The organism is Geminicoccaceae bacterium, from assembly GCA_020638465.1.
GTDB lineage: Bacteria > Pseudomonadota > Alphaproteobacteria > Geminicoccales > Geminicoccaceae > JAGREO01.
This window is the reverse complement of record JACKIM010000001.1, coordinates 1,034,824-1,050,524: the sequence shown is the minus strand read 5'-3', so window position 1 is coordinate 1,050,524 and position 15,701 is coordinate 1,034,824. Positions and strand designations below refer to the sequence as shown.

15 protein-coding genes are annotated in these 15,701 nt (G+C 59.3%); 5 read left to right on the top strand and 10 right to left on the bottom strand.

What is annotated here, in order from left to right; all coding sequences use genetic code 11:
* Positions 1–11 precede the first annotated feature (11 nt).
* Entirely contained in the window at positions 12–755 is a 744-nt protein-coding gene (gene flgA, locus H6851_04955) for a flagellar basal body P-ring formation protein FlgA (protein ID MCB9942953.1), read from the top strand.
* On the top strand, positions 752–1,507 hold the full coding sequence (locus H6851_04950) for a flagellar basal body L-ring protein FlgH (protein MCB9942952.1): 756 nt from the start codon (positions 752–754) through the stop codon (positions 1,505–1,507). Before flgA ends, H6851_04950 begins: the two co-directional genes overlap by 4 nt.
* 64 nt (positions 1,508–1,571) lie before the next feature.
* Here the strand turns inward: H6851_04950 and H6851_04945 are convergent, their stop codons facing one another.
* Both H6851_04945 and def read right to left on the bottom strand, forming a co-directional pair.
* Positions 1,572–2,225: a COQ9 family protein gene (locus H6851_04945; GenBank protein MCB9942951.1), complete on the bottom strand. Its 654-nt coding sequence runs from the start codon at positions 2,223–2,225 to the stop codon at positions 1,572–1,574.
* On the bottom strand, positions 2,218–2,763 hold the full coding sequence (def, locus tag H6851_04940) for a peptide deformylase (protein ID MCB9942950.1): 546 nt from the start codon (positions 2,761–2,763) through the stop codon (positions 2,218–2,220). Before def ends, H6851_04945 begins: the two co-directional genes overlap by 8 nt.
* A gap of 142 nt (positions 2,764–2,905) precedes the next feature.
* Between def and H6851_04935 the strand changes: the two genes are divergently transcribed.
* Positions 2,906–3,112: a 30S ribosomal protein S21 gene (locus H6851_04935; GenBank protein MCB9942949.1), complete on the top strand. Its 207-nt coding sequence runs from the start codon at positions 2,906–2,908 to the stop codon at positions 3,110–3,112.
* A 221-nt stretch (positions 3,113–3,333) separates the two neighbouring features.
* On the opposite strand, the gene H6851_04930 is transcribed toward H6851_04935, so the two are convergent.
* Both H6851_04930 and H6851_04925 read right to left on the bottom strand, forming a co-directional pair.
* A complete protein-coding gene (locus tag H6851_04930) occupies positions 3,334–4,641 on the bottom strand; it encodes an AarF/ABC1/UbiB kinase family protein (GenBank protein MCB9942948.1) in 1,308 nt (435 codons plus the stop codon).
* Between the two features lie 59 nt (positions 4,642–4,700).
* Positions 4,701–6,533 carry a M3 family oligoendopeptidase gene (locus H6851_04925; GenBank protein ID MCB9942947.1) on the bottom strand — a complete coding sequence of 611 codons (1,833 nt, stop codon included), beginning with the start codon at positions 6,531–6,533 and terminating at the stop codon, positions 4,701–4,703.
* A gap of 95 nt (positions 6,534–6,628) precedes the next feature.
* Here H6851_04925 and H6851_04920 point away from each other — a divergent pair, with 95 nt between their 5' ends.
* Complete coding sequence (locus H6851_04920; protein ID MCB9942946.1) at positions 6,629–8,425, top strand: long-chain fatty acid--CoA ligase; 1,797 nt, start codon at positions 6,629–6,631, stop codon at positions 8,423–8,425.
* A gap of 226 nt (positions 8,426–8,651) precedes the next feature.
* Here H6851_04920 and H6851_04915 read toward each other — a convergent pair whose 3' ends face one another.
* From H6851_04915 to H6851_04890, 6 genes are all read right to left on the bottom strand, one after another.
* Positions 8,652–9,545, bottom strand: coding sequence for a ParB/RepB/Spo0J family partition protein (locus tag H6851_04915; protein ID MCB9942945.1), 894 nt, complete (start codon positions 9,543–9,545; stop codon positions 8,652–8,654).
* On the bottom strand, positions 9,545–10,354 hold the full coding sequence (locus tag H6851_04910; protein ID MCB9942944.1) for a ParA family protein: 810 nt from the start codon (positions 10,352–10,354) through the stop codon (positions 9,545–9,547). Before H6851_04910 ends, H6851_04915 begins: the two co-directional genes overlap by 1 nt.
* Positions 10,347–10,958: a 16S rRNA (guanine(527)-N(7))-methyltransferase RsmG gene (rsmG, locus tag H6851_04905; protein ID MCB9942943.1), complete on the bottom strand. Its 612-nt coding sequence runs from the start codon at positions 10,956–10,958 to the stop codon at positions 10,347–10,349. Before rsmG ends, H6851_04910 begins: the two co-directional genes overlap by 8 nt.
* A 7-nt stretch (positions 10,959–10,965) precedes the next feature.
* Positions 10,966–12,819 (bottom strand): tRNA uridine-5-carboxymethylaminomethyl(34) synthesis enzyme MnmG, encoded by a 1,854-nt coding sequence (gene mnmG / locus H6851_04900; GenBank protein ID MCB9942942.1) that lies wholly within the window; start codon positions 12,817–12,819, stop codon positions 10,966–10,968.
* A gap of 69 nt (positions 12,820–12,888) precedes the next feature.
* Positions 12,889–14,286 carry a tRNA uridine-5-carboxymethylaminomethyl(34) synthesis GTPase MnmE gene (gene mnmE / locus H6851_04895; GenBank protein MCB9942941.1) on the bottom strand — a complete coding sequence of 466 codons (1,398 nt, stop codon included), beginning with the start codon at positions 14,284–14,286 and terminating at the stop codon, positions 12,889–12,891.
* Entirely contained in the window at positions 14,208–14,477 is a 270-nt protein-coding gene (locus H6851_04890) for a hypothetical protein (protein ID MCB9942940.1), read from the bottom strand. The genes mnmE and H6851_04890 overlap by 79 nt, the downstream gene beginning before the upstream one ends.
* 185 nt (positions 14,478–14,662) lie before the next feature.
* On the opposite strand from H6851_04890, the gene H6851_04885 reads away from it, so the two are divergent.
* Entirely contained in the window at positions 14,663–15,679 is a 1,017-nt protein-coding gene (locus H6851_04885; protein ID MCB9942939.1) for a quinone oxidoreductase, read from the top strand.
* Positions 15,680–15,701: the final 22 nt, after the last annotated feature.

Genomic DNA, 15,701 nt, shown 5'->3' with positions numbered 1-15,701 from the left:
GGAAACGGCCGATGATCGAACGCGTCCTCGCATCCTTGCTTTTTCTCGTGCTGCTGACCGCATCCGCACGAGCCGACTGGCTCGAACCGGGAGAGCCCCTCACCCGCGAACGCCTGCAATCGATGCTGTTCGCCAACCTCGATATCGGGACGGAATCGTCGGACCGGCGCATGGAGTTGCAGATCCGGCAACCTGCCCTGCCCCTTCCCAACCGTGCCCAGGGACGCATACAGCTGAACCTGGTCGACATCTCCTCCAATCCCGATACGGGGATGTTCGATGCAACGCTCGCGGCCCGGCTCGATTCGGGCGAACAGAGCATGATCCCGGTCAGCGGCCGCATCGAGGAACTGGTGCCCGTGGTCGTGCCCAACCGGACGATCCGCCGCGGCGAGTCGATCGACCCGAACGAACTGTCCATCGACTGGCGGCGCCCCGACGGCCTCGGCGCCGACGTCCTGTTCGAGATCGCCGATGCCGCCGGCCTCGAAGCCGACCGGTTCCTTCGGCGCGACCAGCCGATCTACGAGAAGGATATCCGGCAGGTCAGGCTCATTCGCCAGGGCGAGATCGTCGAAGTCCGGTTCATGGCGCCAGGCCTGGAACTTGCCGCGCTCGCAGAAGCACTGGATGACGGGGCCAGGGGAGATGTGGTCCGTCTGTCGAATGTCGACAGCGGCAAGCAGTTTCGCGGTATCGTCACCAGCCGGAAGGTCGCCGTTGTCAGCAAGTCTCCGATCGGATCCCATCCATGAACCTGTCACGCTTCGCCCTGTCCGTCCTCGTGTCCCTGTTCATGGTCACCGCGACCGGCTGCAATACCATCGACCGGCTTTCGAATATCGGCAAGGCGCCGGAATTGCGCCCGATCGAGGATCCGAGGGCCGAGCCGGACTACCGGCCCGTCTCGCTGCCCATGCCTGCTCCCGATCCATCCGTGAGCGCCGGCGCGAATTCGCTCTGGCGCGAAGGTGCCCGCGGATTTTTCCGTGACCAGCGTGCTCGCCGGATTGGCGATATTCTCACAGTGAGTGTCACTATCGCCGACAAGGCCAACCTGAGCAATGAAACCAGCCGCTCACGTACAAATAGCGACGATCTTGGTTTGACGAATATCCTCGGTTTTGAAACGAAATTGACCCAGGTCCTGCCGGACGGCGCCCGTCCCGATGCGATGGTCAGCGCCGAGAGCGACATGTCCAATCGCGGCATTGGCGAGGTAGCGCGTTCGGAGGATATCGACGTCAATATCGCCGCGATCATCACGCAGGTCCTGCCGAACGGCAATCTGGTGGTTCAGGGCAGCCAGGAGATCCGGGTCAATTTCGAGGTCCGCGAGGTCATGATCGCCGGTATCGTCCGGCCGGAAGATGTCACTCCGCAGAATACGATCAGCCACGAGAAGATTGCCGAACTGCGCGTGGCCTATGGCGGGCGCGGACAGATCACCGATGTCCAGCAACCCCGCTACGGCGCCCAGATGCTCGACGTCATCCTGCCCTATTGAGCCTCGTCTCCACGGTGGAATCCGTGCCCATGGCGGAAAGGTACCACCGGGGACCCATACCGCTTCACGCACCGCGTCGCGCGGGAACGGGCAGGCGACCGGCAAACGGCACGAACCGCTTGAGGCTGGCCGAGGCCTTGCCGATGCGGAGCGCGTCGTCGATCCGGCGATCGAGGAAAGACCAGCTGTCGACATGGTCGATGGACTTGTCTTCAAGCCAGAAGAGGAATGTCGATACCAGAATCCCGACCAGCAGGGACCGGCGTGTATACCTGCTGAAACCGTCGGTACTCTTGTCGGCGAATCCTGCGGCGGCCCATATGCGGTCCGCGGTTCGCCAGGTCGAGCGGGCCGTTGCAATCATGTTTCCGCCGAGGCCGCGCGCCAGAACCGCGCGCCGCATGGCCTCCTCATGGCCGTTGACGACCTCGAAACGCGCCCGCACCAATGACGAGATCCGCTTGCGCACCGGCATGGCTTCGAGGCTCTCGGCTGGAACCGACGACAGCATTCGCCGGTCCAGCCAGTCGTCCAGCCAATCGAGAGCGGCATCCCCCCGGCCGGCGAACAGCCGCCTGACCGTGGGTGCGTCGATCTCCAGTTCCCTCCCCGCAGCGACAAGACCGCCTCGCGTCCATCCGTCGAAGGCGGCGTTGACGAGCGCTGCCTCGATGATCCGATCCTTGAGTTCGCGCCGTTCGTCGATGGCATCAGACATGGCTTTTCGATCCTCTCGACATTCTTTCCTTCAGATAGCCGCGTTCGCTGTCGAATGCCATATCGACGGGATTTTCGAGGCGTGCCGGGAACAGGACGCCGTCGAGGTGGTCGACCTCATGCTGGATGATGCGGGCGAAGAGGCCGCCTACAGATCCGGATACGGGTTTCCCGTTCCCATCCAGCGCGCTGTAGTTCAGTTGCCCGTATCGCGGAACGATCCCGCGGATCCCGGGTATGGACAGGCACCCCTCGATACCGCGCACGAGCTCGTCACCAACGGCGTCGTATACGGGATTGACCAGGACGAGCGGCTCGCTGTCGTCGGGCTCGTGGTCGGCGTTCAGCCCCGCGACGACGATGATCCGCTTCGACGCGTAAACCTGCGGTGCCGCAAGCCCGAGACCGTCAGCGTCCTTCAACGTGTCGAGCATGTTTGCGATGAGAGCCTGGATATCGCCATCGAGCGGATTTTCGACTTCCTGCGCGCGCTCGAACAGGACCGGATGTCCCATTTTAGCGATTTTCAGCAACGCCATTGTATTTTCCCCTTGTCAACCGGGCCGAAGTTCTTCCTGAGAGCTTGCCAATTCGTCCCCGAACGACTATGACACGCCGATCCCCTTGGTTGGGAAACCCTTTTTTGCGCGCTGGCCGCAGCCAAGTTAAGGAGTATGTGACATCGTAGAGGTTCAGGTTCGCGACAATAATGTCGATCAGGCACTCCGGGCACTGAAGAAGAAGATGCAGCGTGAGGGCCTTTATCGCGAGATGCGCATGCGTCGTCACTACGAAAAGCCGTCAGAGCGCCGTGCTCGTGAAAAGGCCGAGGCAATCCGGCGTTATCGCAAGCTTCTCCGCAAGCGTGCGGAGCGTGACGAGCTCTAGGGTTTACTCGCCTCGTTGCGGGAAGTGAGCGCCGCCTTGAGCGGCGCTTTTTTGTTGCGCTGCCGTCATGCCGGAATGGCAAGCGGACAACAGAAAATCGACGCTCCCGGTGATTTGCCCTCATTCAAGCGCCACTCAGCCTGCGCTCCCTGTCGGTCGCTGGTCGCCGCTCATGCTCCTCCACTCTCGCCGCAAGCAGCGAGGAATGACCCCAGAGAGATTTACGGAGCATCAAGGCCAGCCCGTTTCAGAACATCGCGCTGTCGCCCGGCGAGATCGGCAACATCGAAGTCGGTGATCAGTTCCATGAACAGCTGATACCAGTTGATCTCGGCATTCAGATGCATGAAGACCGACCCAAGGCCGATGGCAGCCCGATCCATGAACACGAACTCCCGTGGCGGCGTGACACCCCCGATCTCGCGCAACCGCCGGTGAACCCGTCCGGCCACCTCGCGGCCCTGACGACCGGTCCTGCTTTCGTCGATCAATCGCGAACGATCCTCAAGCAAGGGCGCATACAGAAACGATGCCCATTCGTTGAGGACCTCGATCAACGTGTTATCGAGTTGCCTGAAGCCCCAGCTTTCATAGGCATGCACGGCGAGATCGCGATCGCCGCGAGCAACGGCCCAGTAGAGGTCGATCACACCTTTGACAAAGGTCGGAGGAAAGATCCGGATGCAACCGAAATCGAGAAGGTTGATACCGAGATCGTCGCGAACCGTATAATTTCCCAGATGTGGATCGCCATGAATCACGCCATAATGGTAAAAGGGCGTATACCATGCGCGGAACATGTTCAGCGCCAACCTGTTCCGATCTTCGAGGGAATGGTCGCGAAAGTCGAACAACTTGCGTCCATCCAGCCATTCCATCGTCAGCAATCGCCCGGTGGAAAGCTCGCCGACCACCTCGGGAACATGCAGATCCGCGATATTGGCCAGCATCTGGCGATACGACGCGATGTGCCGGGCCTCACGGCGGTAGTCGAGCTCCTCGCGCAGACGTTCGGCGATTTCCTCGTAGATATGTTCGGGATTGATGGCCCGGTCGTAGCGGCGGTAGAGCGAGAAGATCAGCCGCAGCTGCGAGAGATCGGCATCGACCGCGGCCGCGATGTCCGGATATTGCAGCTTGGCGGCCACCTCACGACCATCCCTGAGGGTCGCCTTGTGAACCTGACCGAGCGATGCCGCGGCGGCGGGTTCGAGAGGAAACGAACGAAAGCGGCTCTGCCAGTCCCTCCCCAGTTCGCTTTCCATGCGCCGCCTGACGAACGGCTTGCCCATCGGCGGGGCATTGCTCTGCAACTGGGCGAGTTCCGCAGCATACTCCGCGGGCAGCGCGTCCGGTATGGTCGCCATCATCTGGGCGACCTTCATCAATGGCCCTTTCAATCCTCCCAACGCCTCGCGCAGGTGGCTGGCATGGCTGCCACGATCGACGTTCCGGCCAAGAACACGGCGGCCGGCAAGGCGAGCTGCCTCGCCGGCAAACGTGCTACCGACATTCGCATAACGGCGCATCCGGCCGCCCAGTGAGTTCTCACTGGGCTCATTTCGGCGGTTCCCGTCAGTTCTATCGCTCAAGCTGCATATCCAAGTTCTGCTTCCAGCTCGACAATGAGCCCTTCGATGATGCCCAGCCCCTTCGCCCAGAAATCCGGAGCTGACGCGTCGAGGCCGAAGGGTGCGAGCAATTCCTTGTGGCGCATGGTACCGCCCGCGCGCAACAGATCGAGATACCGGGCTTCAAATCCCTCGGGCTGCTGCTGGTAGACGGCGTACAGCGCATTCACCAGGCAATCGCCGAACGCGTAGGCATAGACGTAGAATGGTGAGTGGATGAAGTGCGGAATATAGCTCCAGTAGACGGAATATCCCGGATCGAAGTCAAATGCCGGTCCAAGACTTTCCCGCTGCACATCCATCCAGATCTCGCCGAGTTCTTCGGTCGTCAGCTCCGCCTTGCGACGCGCAGCATGAACGGAACGCTCGAAGCAGCAGAATGCGATCTGTCGCACGACCGTGTTGATCATGTCCTCGATCTTGCTGGCCAGCAGCAATCGACGCCGACCGGCATCCTTTTCCTGGGAGAGAATGGCCCGGAAGGTAAGCTGTTCACCAAAGACGGACGCTGTCTCGGCAAGGGTGAGCGGCGTATGCGACATCAGCGGCCCCTGTCCGGCGGCAAGGATCTGGTGCACGCCATGCCCGAGTTCATGCGCGAGGGTCATGACATCGCGGTTTCGCCCCTGGAAGTTCATCAGCACATAGGGGTGGACGCCGGGAACAGTAGGGTGACAGAAGGCACCGCTATCCTTGCTGGTCCTTACATCCGCATCGATCCATCGCCGGTCGAAGAATTTCGCAACCATGTCGGCAAGGGTGGGCGAAAACGTGCGGTAGGCATCGAGCACCACCACCTTCGCATCCGCGAAGGCGATGCGCCGGTCGTCATCGTCCGGAAGCGGTGCATTGCGATCCCAGTGCTGCATGCGATCCAGCCCCATCCAGCGCCGCTTGAGTTCGTAGTAGCGATGGGAAATGCGCGGATAGGCATCGCGGGTCGCGGAAATCAACGCCTCGACCACCTCGTCCTCGACCTGGTTGGCGAGGTTCCGCGATGATATCGGTTCGGCAAACGACCGCCAGTTGTCCTCGATCTGCTTGTCCTTGGCGAGCGTGTTGGTGATGCGGGCGAAAAGCCGGATATTCTTGCCCAGAGTCGTGCCGATGCTCGCAGCCGCCCGTTCGCGCTCGGCCCGATCCCTCGATGACAGCTTGTCAAAGATCTTCGCGCTACCAAGCTCTTCCCCATCGAAGGAAAATCTCAGACCGGCCATGGTTTCGTCGAACAACCGGATCCATGCGCTCCGGCCGACCACCGATTTTTCATGCAGCGTCTTTTCGATCGCGTCATCGAGTTGATGGGGACGATAGGAACGGACGTTCTCGATCCACGGACGATAGTGCGCGAGGTCGGCATCTTGCATGACCTGAGACAGGCGATCATCCTCGATCCGGTTCAATTCCAGAGTGACGAACAGCAACCGTGTCGAAATGTCGTTGACCCGTTCCTGCACGCCCTGAAAAAACTGACCGATGCCGGCATTGTCCCGATCGGCACTATGGGCAAGCTGGGCGAAGCTGTAGACCCGGCCCAGCCGCTGCTGGATCCCCTCATACCCCTTGACGAGCCGCGCGAGTGCCGCCCCATCCATGTCGGCGAGCCTGCCGCAGAACTCGGACCGAAGGGCATCGGCTTCGCTCGACGAAACCTCAAAATCCGATTCGATCTGCGGATCGTCGATTCCGGCGTAGAGATCGCTGAGATCCCAGCTTGGAACGTCATCATCGGTTGCCCTTGAGGCCACACTTTCGCCATGCCGTATCGGAATTTGGTCGAAATGATGCATCGGGAGTCCTTTTGAGCTGCACAAAGCCTGATATATGAACGACAGGGGCGATGACCAAGAAACATCACCAAACGTTCTATGGCAGGCATCGAGGAATGACCCAGGAAACGATCGCCGAAAATCTCGTCAAGACCTTCCACAACGTGGTTTCGGCGGAGGGAGATCGACCATTTCTGTGGAGCAAGAAGAACGGCAGCTATCAAGCCCATTCATGGATCGAAGTCGAGCGCGAGGTTTCGCTGGTTGCCAATGCCCTGTTCGCACTGGGCCTTTCCGTGGGCGACCGCGTCCTGCTCGTATCCGAGAACCGGCCCGAGTGGTTCATCTCCGACATGGCCGTGCTCACGGCAGGCGGCATCACGGTACCCGCCTACACAACCAACACGATCAACGACCATCGGTTTCTGCTGGACCACAGCGGCGCATCCATCGCGATCTGCTCATCCGGTACTCCGGCACAAAGGCTCCTGCAGGCCCTGAAAGGGCATGGTTCGCTCAAGGCCCTGCTTTTCATGGATGACATCGGCGTTCGGCCGGAGCTGCCGTTTCCCGTCCTGACGTGGACGGAAGTAGCGGAACTGGGTCGTCAAGGTCCCGGAATCGATCGCAGCGACGAGATCGGCCAGGATGATCTGGCCTGCTTCATCTACACGTCCGGGACCGGTGGCCAACCGAAGGGCGTGATGCTGAGCCACGGGAACATTCTTGCCAATGTGCGTGGCGCACGCGAACTGCTCAAGCTCGTCGATGTCGGCGACAAGGACGTATTCCTCAGCTTCCTGCCGCTTTCGCACTCCTACGAGCACACCGCCGGCCAGTTCTTCCCGATGGCCGTCGGCGCACAGATCTACTACGCCGAGAGTGTGGAATCTCTTTCCAGAAACCTCGCCGAGGCACGACCGACCATCCTGCCCTGTGTGCCGCGATTGTACGAAGTCCTTCGTGCCAAGATCCTGGCGGGCGTCCAGCGTCAGGGAGGTCTGCAGGAGAAGTTGTTCAACAGGACGCTTCTCCTCGGCAGCAAGCACTATCTGACCAATGGCAGGCTCAACCCGATGGAGACCGTGCTCAACTTGGTCCTTGACAGGCTCGTTCGCCGAAAGGTCCAGGAACGCTTCGGCGGCAGGCTCAAGGCCATGGTGTCGGGCGGCGCGCCATTGAACCACGAGGTCGGCATGTTCTTCGTCTCCCTCGGACTGCCCGTCCTGCAGGGCTACGGACAAACGGAGGCGTCGCCTGTCATCAGCGCCAATGTTCCCGGAAAGGCGAGAATCGACAGTGTCGGACCACCTCTCGACGGTGTCGAACTGAAGATCGCCGACGACGGCGAAATTCTCATTCGCGGTGCCAATGTCATGAAGGGGTATTGGCGCGATGAGGAAGCTACGGCATCAGCGATCGTCGACGGTTGGCTCCATACTGGCGATGTCGGAGAGTTCGACGATCAGGGGCGACTCAGGATCACCGATCGCAAGAAGGATATCATCGTCAATTCGGGCGGTGACAACATCTCGCCGCAGCGTGTCGAAGGTATCGCATTGCTGGAGACCGAAATCGGTCAGATTCTGGTCTATGGCGACCGGCGCCCCTATCTGGTTGCCCTCGTTGTCGCCGACAAGGACTATTCAGCCGAGTTCGCCAAACGGCACGGGCTGGAAAATACACCTGCGGTGCTTCGAGAAAATGAGGAATTTCGCGACCTGATGGCAAACGCCATGAAGCGTGTGAATGCCGGACTGTCCAACATAGAGAGAATTCGCCGCTATCACCTCATGCCCACACCGTTTACCGTCGACAATGGAATGATGACCCCGACTTTGAAACTTCGCAGACCGATCATTATCAGTCGTTTTCAAGAAACCATTGAAAATCTCTACAATACAGGAAAATAGGGGCCGCATCTCTCGATACGACCCCTTGACTGAAGAGTGCTTGCAGTCGATCAAAAAACGTCCTCTGGGCAGCGGGACGTGGTCCGATCTCGAACTTTCCATGGACTGTCATGGGCAATGACAGCGGGACCCTGGGGAGCCGGATCGGTGAAAAAGTTCTTTCCTTGCTTCACCTCAAGGCGATATCGACACAAGATATTGTCAATGTCAACCTGAATACCACAATTTATTGATTGATCGTCTCGCGCGTAAGGCGGGTCATCACCTGATCGAGCTGTTCGCCGGTCCGATAGTGAATCACCAGAGTACCGCCACGCTTTTTCGCACGAATGTCAACCTTCAACCCAAGCCTCGAAGCCAGCAACTGCTCCGCCGCTGCGACATTCGGATCGGCGGGCACGGGATCGCGCTTCGCACGATCGGTCACTTGCCCGGTGCCACGCCTGGCCAACTCTTCAGTCTCACGTACCGACAGCTTCTTGTCGATAATGATCTGCGCCAGGGCCAAGGGATCCTCGCTCATGATGAGTGCACGTGCATGGCCGGCGCTCAATCGTCCATCGTCGACCATTTCCCGGACTTCGGCCGGAAGCTTGAGCAATCGCAACGTATTGGTGACATGGCTCCGGCTCTTGCCCAGTGCAGTCCCCAATTCTTCCTGAGTATGACCGTAGTCATCGATCAGTTTCTGAAACGCAACCGCCTCCTCGATGGCGGACAGGTCCTCGCGTTGCAGATTCTCGATGAGAGCGATTTCGAGAACCTCGCGATCGCTGAGCGAACGAACGATGGCAGGGAGATCATGAAGACCGGCAATCTGCGACGCGCGCCACCGACGCTCACCGGCGATAATTTCATAACCTGGAATAGCTCCATCCACGGGTCGAACGACCAATGGCTGCAATACCCCTTTGGCACGAATCGATTCGGCGAGCGCGTTCAGCTCATCCTCGTCGAAATGACGCCTCGGCTGCAATGGAGACGCCCGCAGGAATTCGATGGGTACGGTCTGCAGATGGCTGTCTCCACCGCCCGTGGACGACGAGTGCGTATCTGCTCCCAGCAAGGCCGACAGGCCCATTCCCAGACCGCGTTTCCTGGTGCCGGCATTCTCGCTCATCAGGCTGCCGTCCCCGTTCGCGATTGTTCACGCCGCAACATCTCGCCAGCGAGATGCGCATAAGCCTTCGCACCCGTCGACCGGACATCGTAAAGCAAAACGGGCTTGCCATGCGACGGCGCCTCCGAGACGCGGACATTGCGTGGAATGATGGTCTTGAAGACCCGATCCCCCATGAAACTCCGCACATCGGTCGCAACCTGTTCGGACAGGTTGTTGCGACGATCGTACATGGTCAGGACGATACCCTGGATCTGCAACATCGGATTGAGACTGCGCCGGATCTTCTCGATGGTACGAATCAGCATGCTCAGACCTTCCAGCGCAAAAAACTCGCACTGGAGCGGAACGAGAACGGCGTGCGCGGCCGCAAGAGCGTTGATGGTGAGAATGCCGAGAGATGGCGGACAGTCGATGAGAACATCGTCGTAGCGTGCGGGAATGGACGACAAAGCGTCCCGGAGCCTGAAATTTCGCCGATCCGCAGTCACCAGTTCGATTTCGGCAGCCGACAGGTCGACCGTGGAGCAGATGATATCAAGGTCGGGGATCGAGGTATTGATCACAGCCTCGGACAACGAAGCCTGACCCAGCAAAAGCTGGTAGGATGTCAGGCGCCTCTGGTCGCGCTGAACGCCGAGCCCGGTACTGGCGTTGCCCTGGGGGTCGAGATCGATGACGAGGACCTTTCGACCTGCCGCCGCCAGGGCCGTCGCGAGATTGATGGCCGTCGTCGTCTTGCCCACGCCTCCCTTCTGGTTGGCAATGGCGAGAATCCGACTTCCCCGCTGATTGTTCGCACTATCCATGGACACGGCTGACCTCATCGATCTTAAGGATTCGACTCGAACTGTTGGTGACGCTTTGCATGAGCTCCACACGCATTCTCCAGGTTCGTCGTGCTTCCTCGATTTCCCGTTCGAATTCCTGTCCCTTGAGAAACAGGCAATACCCTTGCGGACCCAACATCGGTAGCGAATAGCCAATGAGCCGGTCCAAGGGAGCGAGCGCACGCGCCGTGACGACATCGCCCTCGATATCCAGCGACTCGATCCGGTCTGCCCTCACTTCGACATTGGTGGCACCAACCAATCGCGCTGTCTCCTTGAGGAACATCGCCTTTCGACGATCCGATTCGACCAAGGTAACGGATGCGGGAAGCATAATAGCGATGACCAGGCCGGGAAAGCCAGCTCCGCTACCGAGATCGATTATTCTTTGAGCCCGCTGCGGCAGAAATGCACACAATTGACCACTGTCCAGAATATGACGCCGCCATACATCGACGATGGTCGCCGGACCAACGAGATTGATCCGTTTCTGCCAACGAACGAGATTGTCGACATAGACCTTCAACCGGCTCAATGTTTCACGTGAAACATCGAGTTGATGACCGACGGCATCTGCGTCCATGGGCGTTTCACCCTGCACGGACAGCGTACCTCAACAGGAGACCGAGGCCGGCCGGTGTCATTCCCGGCAATCGCGATGCTGCCGCAAGTGTCCGCGGCCGATATCTGGCCAGAGCGACCTTCAATTCAGTGCTCAAGCCGGCAATTGCGCCGAAGTCCAATTCTTCGGGCAGTTCCAGAATCGCATCCTTCTTCAAACGGGTGATTTCGTTGCGTTGGCGCCGAAGATAGGGTTCGTACTTGGCCTCCACCTCCATCTCCCGCCAAATCGAAGGATTGCCGGCGCTACGAAGGTTCGGCCAGGCGCGGCAAATTCCATCGAACGTCACATCCTTCAAAGCGAGCAACTCGAATGCCGTCCTTCGCCGCCCGTCCTGCCTGACCGGGATCCCTGCCTCCGCTGCCTCGTTCGGTGACAGAGAAAGGTCATCCAGCATACGCCGGGTTTCCTTCCACTGTTCCTCCTTTTCTCCGAACGTCCGCTGACGTTCCGCACCGCAAAGGCCAACGTCCATGGCCATTCCGGTCAGGCGCCTGTCCGCATTCCCGGCACGTAGCACAATCCTGTATTCGGCGCGGGATGTGAACATGCGATAGGGTTCGGCGATGCCCATCGTCACGAGGTCGTCGATCATCACGCCGATATATGCCTCCGATCTCGACAGGCAAAATGTCCGCCTGTTACCGCTTGCAAGGAGCGCAGCGTTGGTTCCGGCAACGATCCCCTGCCCCGCCGCCTCCTCATATCCTGTCGTTCCGTTGATCTGCCCGGCTAGGAAAAGGCCACCAAGGCGGCGAAGCTCAAGACTTGGTTCAAGCTCTCTCGGGTCGATGTGGTCATATTCGATGGCATATCCGGGTTGCAACATTCGCGTCCTGGCCAAACCCGGAATGGTTGCGACAATCGCCTGTTGAAGATCAGGCTCGAATGCCATGGAAATTCCGTTCGGATAAACCGTATCGTCATCAAGCCCCTCAGGCTCAAGAAATATCTGGTGACGGCCACGATCTGCGAACCTCATGACCTTGTCTTCGATGGATGGGCAATACCGAACCCCGGTACCCTCGATCCGCCCGGCATACATCGGGGTTTTGGCGATATTTCGACGGATAAGCTCGTGCGTTTCCTCATTGGTCGCTGTGATATGGCAACAACGCTGCGGATTGGAAATCTTCCGTGTCAAAAATGACATCGGCTCGGGAGGATGGTCACCGTCCTGCACCTGAAGCGCCGCATAATCGATTGTTGCCCCGTCGAGTCGCGGCGGCGTACCGGTCTTCAGGCGCCCAAGCCTCAAACCCAACGCCTCCATGCGTCGAGCCAGTGCCTGTGCTGGGCGATCGCCCAGTCGGCCAGCCGGCTGCCTTGTCTCGCCAAGATGAATGATGCCGCGCAGAAAGGTCCCCGTGGTGAGAACCACCGCGCCCGATGGAATATCCTCTCTGGCCTCCGTTCGAACGCCGCATACCCTGCCCCGTTCGACAACAAGGTCTTCGACCAATCCTTCCCGGATGTCGAGATTATCCTGGTTTCGCAGAATATCCTGGACGGCAAGGGCGTAGAGCCGTCGGTCGGCCTGAACACGCGGTCCGTGCACGGCCGCTCCCTTGCTTCGATTGAGGACGCGAAACTGGATCCCGGCCGCGTCGCATGCCTTCGCCATCACGCCGTCGAGCGCATCGACCTCTCTTACGATATGACCTCTGCCAAGTCCGCCAATGGCGGGATTGCACGACATCACACCGATCTTATCGGGATCCATGGTCAACAACAGTGTAGCGGCCCCCAACCGGGCGCTTGCCGCTGCCGCTTCACAGCCGGCATGTCCACCACCGACCACGATGACATCATACGTTCTCATGACACAGATCTTTTGATAAACCCGGTTGATGCGTCACGAGTGGCGATGTTTCACGTGAAACATCGCCACTCATTTTCCAATGCAGAACGACGAAAAAACTTCGTCAAGAATTTCCTCCGTATGTACGTTTCCGGCAAGCCGGCCAATTGCCCGGCCGGCACATCGGAGATCCTCTCCAATCATGTCAAGCGACAACGCTTCGTCGAGGCTCATCGCCCGTTCCAGATGATCAACTGCGTCACGAACGCATTGCCGATGCCGCTCCCTTGTCAGCAACGATACACCATCCTTTGGCATCAATCCGCGAGCCGCGAGCTTCACCTGTTCCAGAAGTCTGTCGATCCCATGACCCGTTACGCAGGAAATGGCAATGCCGCGATCCATTTCAGCCGGATTTCCGGATCGATCCGACTTTGTCAGTACCAGGATCGTATTCGGATCGTCAGTGACGAGATAACGAGCATCGTCGTCGAGCAGAAGACGAATGTCGGCACGCGCGGACCGTTCCAACGCACGACGTATTCCTTCAGCCTCGACAGGGTCATCCGCGTCACGCAGTCCCGCCGTATCCAGCAGGCAGACAGGCAGGCCGTTCAGATCGAGGTGAACTTCAATGACATCCCTTGTCGTGCCCGGCGTTGGGGAAACGATGGCGATGTCGCGCCGAGCCAGTGCGTTCACAAGACTCGATTTGCCCACATTGGGCCGGCCGATAACTGCCACCGCAATCCCGTTTCGCAGGCGCTCACCGGCACGACTGTCATCGAGTGCCGATCGCAGATCCTTGATGATCGCATCCACGTCCGGCCGAAGCCCGCTCCACATTCTCTCCGGAACATCGTCGTCGGCCGAGAAATCGATTTCCGCCTCGACCATGGCCAGCATGTGCAGGATTTCCTGTCGCCACGTCTTCGACCGATCGGCAAGCTCGCCGGATATCTGCGATGTTGCCTGGTGAACCTGATCGATCGTGGTGGCATCTATGAGATCCGCTATCGCCTCCGCCCGTGTCAGATCCACCTTGCCGTTCAGATAGGCGCGTTTCGTCAGTTCTCCGGGATCGGCCATGCGACAAAGGGAGGACTGAGCGAGTGCGGACAGAAGTGCCTGTCCGACCCCTACCCCGCCATGATGATGAATTTCGAGCATGTCTTCACCGGTGAAACTTGCCGGACCGGTGAAGAACAATAGCATGGCCTGATCCAGAACGTTTCCCGTTTCCGGTTCCCGCAACATCCTGACCGTCGCCAGTCGTGCGGGTGGCGGCCCCTTCCCGCTCAGCACCCGGCATACCGAACCGGCATCGGGCCCCGAAATCCGGATGATCGCGATGGCTCCACGTCCATACGCCGTGGCCGGTGCGAAAATCGTCTCTGAGCGTTCGAAAACTAGCTCTTTTTGCGTTTCTGGGCCTCGCGCTGCAACCCCGACGCGGTTGCGGCCATTTGCGTCCACATTGACTGCCACTGTTCCATGCCCTTGATACCGATGGGCAGCCACTGCATCAGCAGCTGCTGGGGATCGCCGCTCTCTAGGCCCTCGCGCATCCTCTGTTCAAGATCGGCGAGCAATCTTTCCTGCATGGGCACAACATTCGGCAATCCGAGAAACTGTCTCGCCTCGTCCGGCGTGCAATCGACCTCGATATTGAATTTCATCTTCATTCTCCGGGTGTATCGCCGACCTGATCCTGTGATGCGCTGCAACAGCGGGAAAACAGCCGAAACGTCGACCTGGCAACGAATCGGGTATGTTACTACTACTATGATCCATGTGGAGCCGACGAGTCGACACTGCACTTCATTGAAGTGTTGTTGCGAGGATGAAGAATGGCTCCTATGTGATGAAGTCCCTGTCACGACATAGAGGAGGAAGAACGATGGCCATGCGCATCATCTGCCCCAGAACGGGCGGTCCCGACGTCATGGAATGTGAGGATATCGAGCCCGGCGCGCCGGGTCCCGGTGAAATCCGTGTTCGACACTCGGCCATAGGCCTCAACTACATCGACACCTATTTCCGTACCGGTCTCTATCCCAGTCCCGTCGGCCTGCCCCTTCCTCTCGGGCTCGAAGCAGCCGGCACGGTAACGGCCATCGGCGACGGTGTGACCGACCTTGCCGTCGGTCAACGGATTGCATACGGCACCGGACCGCTCGGAGCCTATTCAACCGAGCGGAACATGCCTGCCGCCACGGTCGTTCCCATTCCCGATACCATCGACGATAACACCGCCGCGGCCATGATGCTCAAGGGAATGACTGCCCAGTACCTTCTTCGCCAGACCTACAAGGTCAGGGATGGCGATACCATCCTTTTCCATGCTGCCGCCGGCGGCGTCGGGCTGATTGCCTGCCAGTGGGCGAAAAAGCTCGGCGCAACCGTTATCGGTACGGCTGGATCGAAGGAAAAGGCCGAACTTGCAAGGGCCAACGGTGCGGATCACGTGATCCTCTACAACGAGGAGGATTTTGCCGAACGGGTCCGGGAGATCACCGGTGGCAAGGGTGTCCCGGTCGTCTATGACGGCGTCGGCCAGTCGACCTTCATGAAGTCCCTCGACTGCTTGCAGCCGCGTGGACTGATGGTGAGTTTCGGCAATGCATCGGGTCCAGTGGCGGAATTCAATCTCGGCGTCCTCACCCAGAAAGGATCGCTCTATGTCACACGTCCCAGCCTGATGACCTATACCGCAAGTGTCGAGGACCTGCGTGCCTGCGCTGCCGATGTCATCGATGTCATCGGTAGCGGCGATGTGAAGATCGACGTCAACCAGACCTTCCCACTCAGGGACGTCCGCGCCGCGCACGAAGCTCTCGAAGGTCGAAAGACCACCGGAGCAACTGTTCTCCTGCCGTAATCAAAAAATATGGAATAATGCC